Here is a 15,162-nt window from a genome sequence, read left to right as displayed (position 1 = left end):
GTTAAATCTATGTTATTTATGGCAGCTATGGCGGCCAGACGCTCTAACTCGTCATTGAAAACATTTTTTAATCAGCTTATTTCCGCTGGAAAGAAAAAAATGGTGGCATTAACTGCTTTAATGCGGAAAATCATTGTTATTGCTAATGCCAGAGTGAGAGATGCAGGAACGAAGTTAAATGTGTCAAATTAGGCAAATTTAAATCATTGAAAATATGTTCTGAAACATAGTTGATCTCCTGAAAGCGGCACCGTGCCAATTTTTGGAGATCCTTCGCGCAAAAAGACGCGCTCAGGACGACGTAGATCGTGGAATGAGAACACAGGCAGGCCTTGACTTCTACGTTCCTCGGCTTGTCCGAGGAATCCAGTACTTGTAGCCCGTATTACGACTATCGCCTAATATGGTCTACGAAATATAAATCATGCTCTGTGCCGCAATAAAACTTCCGCTTCCTGACGGTCGCGGCTCGGTTTCCGGCGCACGATGAAGTCAATGCGAACGCACGAAAACCGAGCCGCGACCGTCAGGAAGCGAAACAGTTATACTGGCAGGGACTGTAGCCCGGTCTGAAGTAAATCTTTCTGCCCCCAAATTTAATCCGATATTAAATTTAATCCCACATTAATAGAATAATTTATAGCTAATTCATGGATTAATAGATAAAATTGATTCTATAATTTTACACTTCTTAACCTCTAACATATAGTGAGGCACACAACCGATGCATGATGGCTCTGTATTCTACACAATCTTCTTAATATTTGCTGGGGCTGCATTTTTTTCCACGCTGGTTTTATATACCAAACAATCCTTATTAGTCGCCTATATTCTGCTAGGTGCCGTGTTCGGACCCTGGGGATTAAAGCTAGTCTCTGATGTGACTACAGTGCAGCAGATTGGTGATATAGGCATAGTCTTCCTGCTGTTTTTACTAGGCTTGCATTTGCAGCCACAAAACCTGGTTCATATGCTTAAAAAGGTTACATGGATTGCCATCGTCAGTTCGGTATTGTTTGCCACTATGTCCTTTTTTATAGGCCGTTGGTTCGGTCTTACTGTAACAGAGTCCTGGATACTTGGCGGCGCCATGATGTTTTCCAGTACGATTATCGGTTTGAAATTGCTGCCAACAACTATTCTTCACCATCAGCATACTGGTGAGGTAATGATTAGTGTTCTCTTGATGCAGGACGTGATTGCGATCGTCATTTTGATTCTGATAAATGGTGCACATAATAGTAATGGTTTGTCCTTTGATGATTTGATTCGGGTTGGAATAGCACTTCCTGCTTTGTGTTTATTTGCCTTTGCATTTGAGCGCTACATCATGATTAAGTTACTGGCGCGCTTTGATCGTACACAAGAATATGTGTTCTTACTTTCTATAGGCTGGTGTCTCGGATTGTCAGTACTTGCCCAGCAATTAGGTTTGTCCGAAGATATTGGCGCATTCATCGCAGGTGTTGCGCTTGCTGCAAGTCCTATATCTCTCTTTATTGCAGAGAGTTTAAAGCCATTGCGCGATTTCTTTTTAGTGATGTTTTTCTTTTCCATAGGGGCGACCTTTAATTTTGGCTACGCAGCTCAAGTGGTTATTCCTGCTGTAATCCTTTCGGCACTGATTCTGATAGTAAAGCCTTTATTATTTTATATTTTGCTGGAGCGTGCTGGAGAAAAAAAATCAGTTGCCAAAGAGGTTGGCGTGCGTCTTGGACAAGGCAGTGAATTTTCTTTATTAGTTGCAAGTATTGCATTAAGTACTAAACTAATTTCTGATGTTGCTTCCAATTTAATCCAGGCAACGACCATTTTAACATTTATTGTTTCGTCTTATCTGGTGGTGTTAAAGTATCCAACTCCAATAGCTTTGTCTGAAAAAATGCGTAAGGATTAACATAATGAAATTATTGGTTGTAGTATTGTGCCTGCTCAGCGAACGCTTTTTGATCCATTCATTCTCTCACCAGCGTTTTGCATGGTTTGGGGAGTACGCCGCTTTAATCAGAAAAAAGACGGACAACCATGCGGCTCTGGATAATGCCTGGATGAAGCTGGCTTTGATTGTATTGCCGATTATCATTGCAGTCTCTATTCTTTATTTTTTATTTTATAATGTGTTTTATGGTTTTGGCGGACTGGTTCTCAGCATTATTATTTTTTTCTACTGCCTTGGGCCACAAAACCCCTTTTATCCCGTGTCCGAATCTGGAACCGGAGAGTTATCAGAAGAGTTTTCAGGTCAGTATTTTGTACTGGCGAACAGTCAGTTGTTCGCTGTGTTATTTTGGTACCTTGCAGCAGGACCTATAGCCGCCTTAGCCTACAGATTAATCAGCTTATCGCAAAATATAGACTCTGTAAGCGCTCAGGCGAAACAGGTTACTGATGTTCTCGACTGGATTCCTGCCAGACTTACCGCATTATTGCTTTTGTTAGCTGGAAATTTTCAGCGCGGTTTTTCAACATTTACAAAACTGGTGCTCTCTGCTCCTGATTCTAATGATAAAATCTTAAGTGAATGTGGGATGCAGGCCGTGCGTGTTAAAGATGAGGAGCAAACTCCTGTTTCTGTAGCAGAAGAACTTGTCGAGCATGCAACTATTGTGTTACTTGTTTTTATTGCATTATTTACATTAGCGGCATGGTTATAACGTTGTAACTTATTTTAACCTAATTCAAGGCTTAAATTATGAACTCCATTTTACGTTTAATGTGTTGCATCGTGTTAATAGGGTTATCTGGCTGTGCAACACAACAACCACGTGTTGTTAAATCCTCGGATCTTGCTCAGTGCCAACAACTTTGCGTGCAGCGATTAGACTATTGCAAGCAAAATTGTACTGAGAGCTGTCCAAAATGCATGGCTGCAGCAGATCATAAAGCGACAACCAATTTTCTTGAATACTTGCATGAAAAACGAGTTCAGGGAGGTTATATCACTCGTCGCTTGAAATCTTACCGTGATCCACTACAATGCCGCAAAGTAAGTTGTAACTGTTTATCAGATTTTATTACCTGCAAACAAGGTTGCACGGGTGTAATACAAAAACGATTAAGACCAGTACCATACTGTTCATAAATTCTTTGAATGTCGGGGAACTCTTTCATGGCAAATGAAACTAATATTGATTTGGATCCAATTGAAACGCGTGAATGGCTGGACGCCCTGCAAGCAGTATTCGCCACTGATGGCAATGAACGCGCTGCTTTTCTTTTACAGCAATTATTAAATAAGGCTAACGCTGAAGGTGTTAAATTGACCAGTTCAATTAATACCCCTTATCGCAACACCATTAAACCTCATGAAGAAAAGCAAATGCCGCCTGATGAGGGAATTGGTAAACGAATTAACGCGCTGATTCGCTGGAATGCTGTTGCTATGGTGATCAGGGCTGGTAAATATGCTGCTGAGCTGGGCGGTCATATTGCCTCTTATGCTTCATCTTCTACCTTATATGAAACAGGCTTTAATTATTTCTTTAAAGGACCTAACGGTGAGAATGGTGGTGATTTGCTCTATATACAAGGGCATTGTTCACCAGGAATTTATGCGCGCGCTTTCCTTGAAGGGCGCTTATCTGAAGATAAATTAAAAAAATTCCGTCAGGAAGTAGAGGTTGATGGATTATCTTCTTACCCACATCCATGGCTAATGCCTGATTTTTGGCAATTTCCTACCGTATCTATGGGGCTTGGGCCGTTGCAGGCAATTTATCAGGCACGGTTTTTAAAATATTTGGAAAACAGGGGACTCATTAAAGCAGAGGGCCGCAAAGTTTGGGCATTTCTTGGTGATGGTGAAATGGATGAGCCTGAATCTGTAGGCGCTTTGAGTATTGCGGCTCGCGAAAAGCTGGATAACCTGATTTTCGTTGTCAATTGTAATTTGCAAAGGCTGGATGGTCCTGTACGTGGAAACGGTAAAATCATTCAGGAGCTGGAAGGTTTATTCCGTGGTGCAGGCTGGAACGTTTTAAAAGTGATTTGGGGTGGACGTTGGGATCCGCTTTTTGCACGTGATAAAGAAGGCTGGATGCAAAAGAGGATGGAAGAGTGCCTTGATGGAGATTATCAGGCATATAAAGCCAATGATGGTTCTTATGTGCGCCAGCATTTCTTTAATCAATATCCTGAATTAAAGAAAATGGTCGATAATTTATCAGATGATGAAATCTGGAGACTTAACCGAGGCGGCCACGATCCGCAAAAAGTTTTTGCTGCCTACGCTGAAGCAGTGGAACATAAAGGCAGTCCGACAGTTATATTGGCTAAAACCATCAAAGGTTATGGTATGGGAGCTGCCGGTGAAGGGCAAAATATTACTCATCAGCAAAAGAAGATGACTATCGAACAATTAAAGGCATTCAGAGACAGGTTCAGTATTCCTATTACGGATGAGCAAATTGTAGACGTGCCTTTTTACCGTCCTGATGAAGACAGCCCTGAAATTAAATATCTCAAAAAGCAAAGGGAAGCTCTGGGTGGATATTTACCTTCTCGTTCTACAGAAGTTGAACCACTTCAAATACCTCCTTTGTCTGATTTCGCCTCCGTGACTCAGGGGCTGGGTGACAGGGAAATATCTACGACCATGGCTTTTGTCCGTATTCTTTCAATTTTATTAAAGAACAAGGACTTGAGCTCAAGAATAGTTCCTATAGTTCCTGACGAGTGCAGAACTTTTGGTATGGAAGGTTTATTCCGCCAGATTGGTATTTATTCTCCTGTTGGTCAGTTATATACGCCCGTTGATAGAGAACAGGTAATGTACTATCGCGAAGCACGCGATGGTCAAATACTGGAAGAAGGGATTAATGAAGCAGGGGCTTTCTGTTCCTGGATGGCTGCGGGTACTTCCTACAGCTCCAATAAATTAGCGATGATTCCTTTTTATATTTATTATTCCATGTTTGGTTTTCAGCGTATTGGCGATCTGGCCTGGGCGGCTGGCGACATGCAGGCACGCGGTTTTTTGCTGGGCGGTACTGCTGGTCGTACAACTCTTGCTGGTGAAGGTTTGCAACATCAGGATGGGCACAGTCATATCATGGCTTCTACCATTCCTAACTGTATTTGTTATGACCCTACCTATGCTTACGAGTTGGCTGTTATTATTCAGAATGGCCTGTATCGTATGTATGAAAAAATGGATAATGTGTTCTATTACATTACGGTTATGAACGAAAATTACGTGCAACCCGATATGCCCAAGGGCGTTGAAGAAGGCATTATCAAAGGAATGTATGTAGTACAGGACAGTAAGAAAAAGTCCAAAACCCATGTTCAATTGATGGGTAGTGGTACCATCTTGCGCGAAGTCATTAAAGCCGCTGAAATGCTGGAAAAAGATTATTCCGTTACTTCCGATATCTGGAGCGTAACCAGCTTTAATGAGCTTAGACGTGATGGTCTGGCTGTAGAACGCCATAATGCCATGCATCCGGAAGCCAAAGCGCAGGAATGTTATGTGACCACGCAACTTAAAGACAGAAAAGGCCCTGTTATTGCTGCAACTGATTATATGCGTATTTATGCTGATCAAATTCGTCCTTATGTTCCAAATCGTTTTGTTACCCTGGGAACTGATGGCTATGGTCGTAGTGATACACGGGAACGCTTACGCCATTTCTTTGAAGTGGATGCCAAATACATCGTTTTAGCGGCATTGAATTCTTTGGTTGCAGAGGGTTCTATTGATAAATCCAAAGTGGTGGATGCAATAAAACGATACAGTATTAATCCAGACAAGCTGGATCCAGTTACCCAATAGCAAGTGCCATGTAATGAGCACATTGAACTGAATGCTGAGGAACAATATGGCAAACGAAACAGAAGTTAAAGTACCTGATATTGGCGGCGCCAATCAGGTTGATGTAATTGAAATTTTAGTCAAGGCAGGGGATCAGATTGATGTAGATACCCCCTTAATTACCCTTGAGTCCGATAAAGCCAGCATGGAAATTCCTTCTCCGCTGGCTGGTACTGTGAGTAAGATTTCTGTGAAAACAGGCGATAAGGTATCTGAAGGCGATTTAATCCTTTGGGTTACATCAGATAAGGCTGCTGAGGCTCCAAAAGCTGAGCCTGTGGCTGAGAAACCGCAAGCTGCGCCTGCTGCCTCAGAACCTGCAAAAACTACTGCAACTGCGAGTAATAAAGCTCAGACAATTGAAGTAGCGATTCCCGATATTGGTGGTGCTACTGACGTTGACGTGATTGATGTATTAGTCAAACCGGGTATGGTTATAGAAAAGGATCAGGCACTGGCAACTCTGGAAGGGGATAAGGCCACTATGGATATTCCATCTCCTTACGCCGGAACCGTTAAAGAAGTTAAAATAAAATTGGGCGATAAAGTATCACAAGGTACTCCGCTCGTTGTTCTGGATGCAGAAATAACCAATGAAACCGCCGTTGAGACTACGCCAGTGGCTCCTGAGGCTGCTCCGGCAAAAGAAGAGATGAACAAACCTGTTGATGTTCCAGCTAAACCAGAAACACCATCCAGTGTGTCTGATAATTACGCCTCTTCCGATATCATTTCTGCAGGACCTGCTGTAAGACGTTTGGCTCGTGAGCTTGGCGTTGAGTTGAACTTGGTGAAGGGCAGTGGCAGAAAAACACGTATTACCAAAGAAGACATTCAAAATTACGTGAAAGCGCGTCTGAGTGAAAAGCCTGTAGCGGGTGGTTTTAATCTGCCATCAAATCCGGTAATTGATTTTTCCAAATTTGGTGAGATTGAAGCAAAGCCTTTAAACAAAATTAAAAAGCTCACCGGAATGAATGTACACCGTTCCTGGGTAACTATTCCGCACGTAACGCAATTTGACGAAGCAGACATTACTGATTTGGAAGCATTTAGAAAAGCAGAAACAGAACAGGCTAAAAATTCAGGCTTTAAATTAACGATACTGGCTTTTGTTTGTAAGGCGGTGAGTAAAGCGTTACAGGTATATCCCCAATTCAACGCTTCGCTGGATGCTACAGGCGAGCAGTTAATTTATAAGAAGTACTTTAATATTGGCATCGCGGTAGAAACACCTAATGGGCTTGTTGTTCCTGTCATTAAAAACACCAATCAATTGACTGTCGGTGACATTGCACTGGAAATGGCCAGGTTAAGTACTAAGGCTCGTGAAAAGGGTTTAATGCCTGCCGATATGTCTGGCGGATGTTTTACCATATCAAGCCTTGGCGGAATAGGGGGCACCGCATTTACTCCTATAGTAAACAGCCCTGAAGTGGCGATTCTTGGTTTGTCGCGATCAAGTATCAAACCTGTTTATGACCATGGTGAATTTAAGCCCCGATTGATGCTGCCACTTTCTTTATCTTATGATCACCGGGTTATTGATGGTGCTGAAGCGGCACGCTTTACTCGTCTGATTGGAGATTATTTGAGCGATATTAGAAAGGTTTTGCTCTGAGTGGAAATTTCCCGTATTACGCTGTCGCTAATACGGGCTACGAAATCTGAGTCGTGATTGCATTAGTGCGAATTTCCTCTCGGTCTTGGCTCTAAATAAATTAAATTAAATGAGGCTTTAACAATGGCTAACAAAATTAAAACTGATGTAGTGGTATTGGGTAGCGGACCTGGCGGATATACTGCAGCGTTTCGTGCAGCTGATTTGGGAAAAAATGTTGTTCTGGTGGAGCGTTATGACACTTTAGGTGGTGTGTGCTTAAATGTGGGTTGTATCCCATCAAAAGCATTATTGCATATTGCCAAAGTGGTTGATGAAGCCCATGAAATGGGTGCCCAGGGAGTTGATTTCGGCAAGCCTAAGCTGGACAACAAAAAACTGGTTGCCTGGAAAAATTCTGTAGTATCGAAACTGACTGGCGGTTTAAAAGCATTATCCAAACAACGCAAAGTTGAAGTGCTCACTGGTAAAGGTAAATTCACAGGAACACATCAGGTTGTTGTTGATACCAAAGAGGGTCCTGTTGAAGTGGAATTTGAAAATGCCATCATTGCTGTAGGTTCTGAATCGGTTAATTTACCGTTTATTCCTGAAGACAAACGGATTTTCAGCTCTACAGGGGCTTTGGAACTTAATGATATTAAAGGTAATTTGCTGGTTCTTGGGGGTGGAATCATTGGATTGGAAATGGCAACGGTCTATTCCTCTCTGGGTGTTGATGTCACTGTGGTTGAATTTATGGACCAACTGATTCCCGGCGCTGATGCTGATCTGGTCAATGTATTGCAAAAGAGAATGGCTAAAAAGGGTGTCAAATTCCTGCTAAAGACTAAAGTCACTGCCGTTGATGCTAAAAAGGACGGGATTTATGTGTCTATGGAAGGGGAGCATGCCACTGATAAACCTCTTTGTTATCAACAGGTTCTGGTTTCAGTTGGGCGTAAACCTAATGGTGGAACTATTGATGCAGATAAAGCTGGAGTTAAAGTGGATGAGCGTGGTTTCATCAAAGTAGACAACCAGCTAAGAACAAATGTTCCTCATATTTTTGCTATTGGTGATGTGGTTGGTCAACCTATGTTAGCACACAAGGCAATTCCTGAAGGTAAGGTCGCTGCTGAAGTGATCGCTGGAAAGAAACATTATTTTGAACCTAAATGTATTGCCAGTGTTGCCTATACTGATCCTGAACTGGCATGGGTAGGCTTGACCGAGAAAGAAGCGAAAGAAAAAGGCGTTAATTATGAAAAAGCAACCTTCCCCTGGGCTGCCAGTGGCCGTGCTTTAAGCATGGGGCGTGAAGAAGGAATGACCAAGCTGTTATTCTGTCCTGATACTAATCGTATATTAGGGGCTGGCATTATTGGTGTGAATGCTGGAGATTTAATTGCCGAGACGGCTTTGGCCATTGAGATGTGCTGTGATGTAGAAGACATTGCCTTAACCATTCATCCACACCCTACCTTGTCTGAAACCATTGCTCAAGCTGCTGAAGCATTTGAAGGGACAATTACTGATCTTTACATGCCTAAGAAAAAGAAGAAGTAGTGTGAATCCGATCCACATCGATCCCGGCTGCAAGCAGGCCGGGCTACGCACTGTGCTATTCCTGATCGACTTCGCTTCGATTCACGTCGTCCTGAGCGCGTCTTTTGGCGCGAAGGATCTCCTGAAAGCAGCATGGTGCCAATATTGGGAGATCCTTCGCGCCAAAAGACGCGCTCAGGACGACGTGGATCGGGGAATGGCAAAGACAACAAAATTTATAGGTAAATTTGCTTAATTGCTATTCATAATAAATACTCTATATGGCAGGTAGTGAAAATTTGAGGGTAGGGAATGATACTTAACATTCGTCGGATGAAGGAATCTGATATAGATAATGTTTATTCAATTGAGACGAGTGTTCATATTACACCCTGGAGTCGTGATATATTAAGGGATTGTGTACTGGTTGGTTATGATTGCCGTGTACTTGAAATGAATAAGGGCAGCAGTACCATCCTGGCAGGTTATATTATTTCCCGGATTTCCCGAAATGATTGCCACATCCTCAACTTTTGTATTGCAAAACCTTTACAATCAAAAGGCTTAGGCCGAAAATTGTTGCAGACCGTTCTTTATTCTTTGTCAAAATTCACCCATATCGAATGTGTTCTTTTGGAAGTCAGAACCAGTAATTACCCCGCAATTCACCTCTATGAAAGCATGGGTTTTGAGCAGATTGAAGTTAAAAAGGATTATTATAAAGATGCCACTCATGTCGAAGATGCAATGTTACTTAAAAAAGTAATGCAGCACAGCGCCAATTAAAAGGCACTTTGATCTGATTTAATAATGTTTTCTTAATCTAAATAGGTTAAAATATGGGATCTATGCATTAATCCGAGGCAGTACATGTCACTATATTTTAAAGCACTTATTGAGAAATTAAGGGACAATTCACCCAAGAGCTCAACTGCACATCATCTTTACCTGTTAGGTACTGCTGTAGATTATGTGGATAAGCCGACAACTGATAAGTCTTATATTCGTGGCGAGACCTTCTCTTATGCCGCCCAATTAATGACTCATGTGCTGGGTGAACAAGAATCTGTAATAAAATATGAGGATGCAGCAGATAACAAATCCCCTCATTACGCTCATCCCTATCATTCAAACTCAGTTGATGTCATCAATGGTGCCGATACTCCTGGATTTGAAGTGGGCGATCGTTTAGCTAAAGCGTTGATGCTGGCACTTGGTGCTGTTGCTGAGGGAAAAACAAACCTGAGCATATCTGGCTTTAGCCGCGGCGGAGTAGAATCCATCGTTTTGACGCATGAACTAGAGCGAATCCTCAAGGCATTGGAAGAAGATGCTAAAAAAGAAAAGGACAGCGAAAAAAGGACATTAGCTAGAATTATTCAAGACAGTAACAGTGTGCCGGGTCTTGCAGTTTTCAATGATCCAAGTTACACCCGCAGCGCATTAAAGGGGTTAGTGACTGCTGAAAAGTTAGGGGATGAAGAAGCACTTAAAGCCCGTTTGTTAATGAATTTAAAAGCCCTGCAGGTAAACCTCTTCGTGCTGGATCCTGTACCTGGAGGAAATTTCGGTAAGGTTATTCGATTAGGATGGCAAGAACCAAGCTTTTATACCTTACCCGATTTTGTCAAAAAGAAATTTGAATTCGTCCAAAAGCATGAGACTTCAAATGCCTTTAAACCGATTATTCCACTTGACATGCCTTATGAGGTAATCCCAGGCTGCCATGGCACTGGAGATGGAAATCAATTTGACGATAACGGCGACCCGGTTCCTGAAACTTTTGCAAATCGGGATTTGTCAGGCGTACAAGACCTTGTTTTAAGACGCTGGCTTGATTTTACCTTCACTGGACAAGTACACCCGGAGCAGCCTGTTGATCTTGGGCATTCACAACTGGATGCGGTTACTAACGCTTATTTGCCTGCTTCTGAAGAGCAGAGAAACCATCAATTATTGCAAAACTACACAAAAATTCAGGAAAATTATCCTGCCTTTGAGTGGCTGTCAACGCGAAACTATAAAGGCCTTGGCCAATATATGGCACTACGTCAGACCCACTTCCATCAACGAGGAAATACGCCCATTACTGATCTTGATATACACGGTGATGGTAAAACATTTTTAAATTTACAACATGTCAAATTATGGATGTCTAATAAACTTGAATCGGTCAACTTTTTTGATATGAAATTAGTAGGACAGATCAGCTGGTTAAAGGAGAACATTAAAACGGCATTTACGCCTGTAGATTTGTCACAATCCAGCATGGATCAGACCCATATGGTGTCACGACTACTGCAAGATAAGAACAATCATCTGCTGGCTAAAGAATCATTATCCTATCTGGTCAGTACGATAACTCAAACCTATTTGCGAAATCATTTGTCGCAAGCTGAACGTGAGGAATGCAGGGCATGTGTCGCATCAGCCTTTGAAACTCTGGACGATGTAGAACAGAAACGTGTGATCATTGATAAGGAGCGAACTGAATTTGCGAGTTCCTTCAGTAAAGAGATGAGAAAAGATATCACTACAGTAGTAGTGCAACATCAAAATGCACTGGTGTCCCAGGCAAGAAAGCTTTTGGAAGATGGTGAAGCTATAGCAAATAATACTGTTTCCAGCTCTTCAGAAGAGCGTGCTGCACTTGAAAGAGATGCACTTGCATGGTTGATTAACACTCAAAAGCTGACAGCTGACCTGGACCGTCTGGCGAAACAAATTTCTGGATTGGAAGAATGGTGCGTCAAGCCTATGCTAATCCACAGTTGGACTACAATTATCCCTGGCTTGGAGTTGAATTCTGAAGAGTCCTTCGAAGAAACTAAAGGAAAGTTCTTACGTATTGTACATCAACAACAAGAATTGCTATTGCACAGGTCATCCGATGTGTTAAAGAAAATTCCAGGGGCATTGGATCAAAAGCCTGAGGAATTGGATACTGACTTTTATCAATATATTTATCAGTTTGCTGGAATGGAGAAGAGGGAACATTCATTGCAGTCAGCTAACATGGAGTTAGCAGCAGCACTGAAGCAAGCTGAAAAGCAACTTGATGAGAGGACTCAGGAAAGAGACAACGGATTACACGCTCTAACAGAAGAGCGAAAAATCAAAGCTGAATTGTCAGAAAAAGTTACTCGATTAACAAAAGAACTTGCTACAGCTAAAGAGCATCTGATGAGCGCGTTAGAGTCAGTGGAACAATCCGATCGTAACAATTCTCAAATTGAAGAAGCGCTGGTTCAATTTAAGGAATTGGTTGGTCAGCTTAAAGTTGAACTGGATAAGATTAAAGAAGAAACCGCTCAGGAAAGACGTTTACATCAAGCTGCAAAAGATAAAATTGAATTACTTAAATCTCAAGTTGAGGAAAAGCAGCTTTTAATTGAAGAACTGCAAATTCAAGTTTATACCTTACAGGATACATCTGAGTCACAAGTGCGTTCATTGGATTTTTATAAAGACGCTGCAAAAAGAACAGAGCAAGAGATTGAAGCATTACAACGCGCTTTAGAATCTCTCAAGAGCGAAGCAAGTGCCAGTGCAAAACAGGCGGAAAAAGCGCTAGCTGAAGCTCAATTTAAGATTGAACTTTTGCTACAGAAAAATGAAGAGCTGGAAAAAGAGATTGTAGAAGGTACGGGGCAGAATAATAGTTTGATTCAAGCTTTAGAATCTGAAAAGAGAAAAGCAAAAGTCAATGCAGAAAATGCAGCAATATTGCAAACTTCTGATCAATCTGAAATTCAAAGTTTGCGTAAGGCATTAGAATCTAAAAAGAAAGAGGCTGCTGACAGTGCAGATAATGCTGCAAGAGTGCATGCTGATGATCAAGCGCAGATTGAGCGTTTAAACAAAGCATTAGAAGCTCAAAGGAAAGAGGCTACTGCTGGTGTGGATGAGGCTGCAAGAGTACATGCTGATGATCAGGCAGAGATTGCGCGTTTAAATAAGGTATTAGAATCACAAAGGAGAGAGACTGCTGCCGTTGTGGATAGAGTCGCAAGCGAGCTTTCAGAGGCGGAATCTAAAATCAAAAAAGTTGAAGCTGATTTAGTTTCTCAACAAAGGATTGTAAACGCATACAAAAGTGATAAAGAAAGAGCGGCAATTGTCACTGTAGCCAGGCTTTTGGAAAGAACTACTCATTATATGACTCATCTGAACTCTGCAAACAGTGAAAGTGCTTTGCTGGATGAAAAAAAACAGGCTGTTCAAGCGTTGTTAGGACATTTGCAAAATACAGAAGTGTTGCCGAGCAAACAGCTTGAGTTATTTAACGATTCTCTGCAGCAAAGCCAGGATACACTGAAAGAACACCGCGATCCGGCATGGCAGAGATTTTTCCGTGACTGCCTGCGTATTATCGCCCTTGCACTAAGTGGTGTTGGATTTTATCGCATGCTTCATGGTGAATCGCCAAGATTCTTCAAGCCAAGCGAAGGTGAGAACTTTGTTGACGAGGTTACTGAAACAACAGCGCCCACAAACCTTAACGCCTAAAGCGTGAACTGTTCGAAGCGTAGCCCGTATTAGGCCACTAGCCGTAATACGGGTTCGACGTGGCAATGAGTTCATTCCCGTATTACGGCTAAGGCCTAATACGGGCTACAAATCTACAAAACCCACTGTAAAAAGCCGCGCTCAGGACGACGTGGATCGGGTTAGGAGCAGACGCAATACAGGCTACGAAGTCCCACTGAATCCTGACAAGGTGTGTAGCCCGGTCTGCTTGCAGCCGGGATCAAACAGGCACCATCCCGGCTGCAAGCAGACCGGGCTACAACTCATCTCTCTGAGGGTTTTGAAATTGACAAAAACCATTGAAAATGTATAATTACTGCTTAATTTTCAATCATTTAATACGGATACACAAATGACGAATAAATATTCAGACATGTTTGACGCCCTGCAAAAAATCACAACTGCTCATGATATAGATCTCGCTAAAACAGATTTCTTTGAAGAAACTCTTCTGAAATTAGCCGGCATTGAAGAAAAACCAAAAGGTTGCCAATTTGCAATGAATCAGGCTACACGAGGTGAGAATTGTAATTTTGATTTAACAATTTCTAAAGAGGCTGCAGCAGCTTTCGTTACTCAACTTAACTCCAGATTTCCAGAGTTAAACGCGATTGATTTAACAGACACAAGTCCTCAAATGGTAAACGGCCATCCCGCCAGGTTTATTCGTATGAATTGCGAGGCCATTCAAAAGCATTTACTTCCGCTTATTGAAAGAGAGTTGGAAGCTAATCCAAAAATGTCAGAGCCTTATCAAAAAAAATACGAATTTAACGATGTATTGAGCCATTTACATAAATTGTTTTCCAAATGGGGGATGAGCATATCTCATAGCGATTGTTTTGAAGAAACCTTATGTTATGTGGTTGCGCGACAATTAAGGCAGCAGGCTGCAACTCCCAGATTCTTTAACGAAAAGAGTGCTGCTCTACCTGAGTTAGTTCAGGTAACAGGCACAGAAGAGACTCCAGAGATAATGACTACTTCGAGTCGTTTTCAGCCTAATCCTCAAAATAAATACATAACTGATTTATTCATTACAACCCCAATTGAACCGGCAAAAAGGATTGTTGCCTATTTTAATTCACTAATACCTGACAGTGCCGCTATATCAGAGCAGCAGCACACGGTCAGTGGTAAAACGGAGTTACACACGTTAATTATAATCAAGAATAAGGCACTTGTTCACAAAGACTTTGCAGAGGCCATAGAGCGCGCTTTAAATGAATACAGTCTGGATGAACTGGACAAATATCGTGTCGAGTCAGGCACTTTAAAGCTAAAAACTTCAGAAACAGTCGCAATGTTATACAGACGGACGGTTGATTTTCCTTTGTACACGAATAATGATTATAAAGTTGCTGCAAATGCTCTTATCGGATCAATTGCAAAACTAAAGGATTATTTTGAACAGCAGAATAAGGTTGAAGCGAGCCAACTTCAACTACTGGTTAAAGACATTCATTCGAAACGGCGTATCCTGAAAGGCTTGATAACTACCGAAGATGCTTTATTGGAACATTTTGAAAACACTTTAAATAAAGATATTAAAAAATTGCTTAAGGATGTAGTGGATGCTGTTACCAGTCAGTTTAAGCCGATGGAAACGCCTTATGTTGCGAGTGAAAATAGTGCAGGGCTCCCATACGGTCCAGGCATACGCTGCTAGAGC

At 41.9% G+C, this 15,162-nt stretch carries 8 protein-coding genes and 1 pseudogene; all 9 read left to right on the top strand.

What is annotated here, in order from left to right; all coding sequences use genetic code 11:
- Window positions 1-192 (top strand): annotated as a pseudogene (locus tag B094_RS0115415) (hypothetical protein); the annotation flags it as partial.
- A gap of 532 nt (window positions 193-724) precedes the next feature.
- A complete protein-coding gene (locus B094_RS0115410; RefSeq protein ID WP_018578724.1) occupies window positions 725-1,897 on the top strand; it encodes a cation:proton antiporter in 1,173 nt (390 codons plus the stop codon).
- A gap of 4 nt (window positions 1,898-1,901) precedes the next feature.
- Complete coding sequence (locus B094_RS0115405) at window positions 1,902-2,654, top strand: CobD/CbiB family protein (RefSeq protein WP_018578723.1); 753 nt, start codon at window positions 1,902-1,904, stop codon at window positions 2,652-2,654.
- A gap of 455 nt (window positions 2,655-3,109) precedes the next feature.
- Window positions 3,110-5,773: a pyruvate dehydrogenase (acetyl-transferring), homodimeric type gene (gene aceE / locus B094_RS0115400; protein ID WP_018578722.1), complete on the top strand. Its 2,664-nt coding sequence runs from the start codon at window positions 3,110-3,112 to the stop codon at window positions 5,771-5,773.
- Between the two features lie 46 nt (window positions 5,774-5,819).
- Complete coding sequence (aceF, locus tag B094_RS0115395; protein ID WP_018578721.1) at window positions 5,820-7,433, top strand: dihydrolipoyllysine-residue acetyltransferase; 1,614 nt, start codon at window positions 5,820-5,822, stop codon at window positions 7,431-7,433.
- Window positions 7,434-7,556: 123 nt separating this feature from the next.
- The gene (lpdA, locus tag B094_RS0115390) at window positions 7,557-8,981 is read left to right on the top strand and encodes a dihydrolipoyl dehydrogenase (protein WP_018578720.1); all 1,425 of its coding nucleotides are present in this window, start codon (window positions 7,557-7,559) and stop codon (window positions 8,979-8,981) included.
- A 291-nt stretch (window positions 8,982-9,272) separates the two neighbouring features.
- Window positions 9,273-9,746: a ribosomal protein S18-alanine N-acetyltransferase gene (rimI, locus tag B094_RS0115380; protein WP_026254063.1), complete on the top strand. Its 474-nt coding sequence runs from the start codon at window positions 9,273-9,275 to the stop codon at window positions 9,744-9,746.
- Between the two features lie 84 nt (window positions 9,747-9,830).
- Window positions 9,831-13,469 (top strand): coiled-coil domain-containing protein, encoded by a 3,639-nt coding sequence (locus tag B094_RS0115375; protein WP_018578717.1) that lies wholly within the window; start codon window positions 9,831-9,833, stop codon window positions 13,467-13,469.
- A gap of 373 nt (window positions 13,470-13,842) precedes the next feature.
- Window positions 13,843-15,159 (top strand): hypothetical protein, encoded by a 1,317-nt coding sequence (locus tag B094_RS0115370; RefSeq protein ID WP_018578716.1) that lies wholly within the window; start codon window positions 13,843-13,845, stop codon window positions 15,157-15,159.
- The last annotated feature ends 3 nt before the right edge of the window (window positions 15,160-15,162 follow it).

The organism is Legionella shakespearei DSM 23087 (genome assembly GCF_000373765.1).
Lineage (GTDB): Bacteria > Pseudomonadota > Gammaproteobacteria > Legionellales > Legionellaceae > Legionella > Legionella shakespearei.
Note: the sequence above shows the minus strand (reverse complement) of the source record. Positions and strands in the feature narration are given on the sequence as shown.

What these genes read in the sequence shown, in the direction of transcription:
- B094_RS0115410 (WP_018578724.1), top strand. Translation starts at nt 725, where the DNA reads ATGCATGATGGCTCTGTATTCTACACAATCTTCTTAATATTTGCTGGG.
- rimI (WP_026254063.1), top strand. Translation starts at nt 9,273, where the DNA reads ATGATACTTAACATTCGTCGGATGAAGGAATCTGATATAGATAATGTT.
- aceE (WP_018578722.1), top strand. Translation starts at nt 3,110, where the DNA reads ATGGCAAATGAAACTAATATTGATTTGGATCCAATTGAAACGCGTGAA.
- B094_RS0115405 (WP_018578723.1), top strand. Translation starts at nt 1,902, where the DNA reads ATGAAATTATTGGTTGTAGTATTGTGCCTGCTCAGCGAACGCTTTTTG.
- lpdA (WP_018578720.1), top strand. Translation starts at nt 7,557, where the DNA reads ATGGCTAACAAAATTAAAACTGATGTAGTGGTATTGGGTAGCGGACCT.
- B094_RS0115375 (WP_018578717.1), top strand. Translation starts at nt 9,831, where the DNA reads ATGTCACTATATTTTAAAGCACTTATTGAGAAATTAAGGGACAATTCA.
- aceF (WP_018578721.1), top strand. Translation starts at nt 5,820, where the DNA reads ATGGCAAACGAAACAGAAGTTAAAGTACCTGATATTGGCGGCGCCAAT.
- B094_RS0115370 (WP_018578716.1), top strand. Translation starts at nt 13,843, where the DNA reads ATGACGAATAAATATTCAGACATGTTTGACGCCCTGCAAAAAATCACA.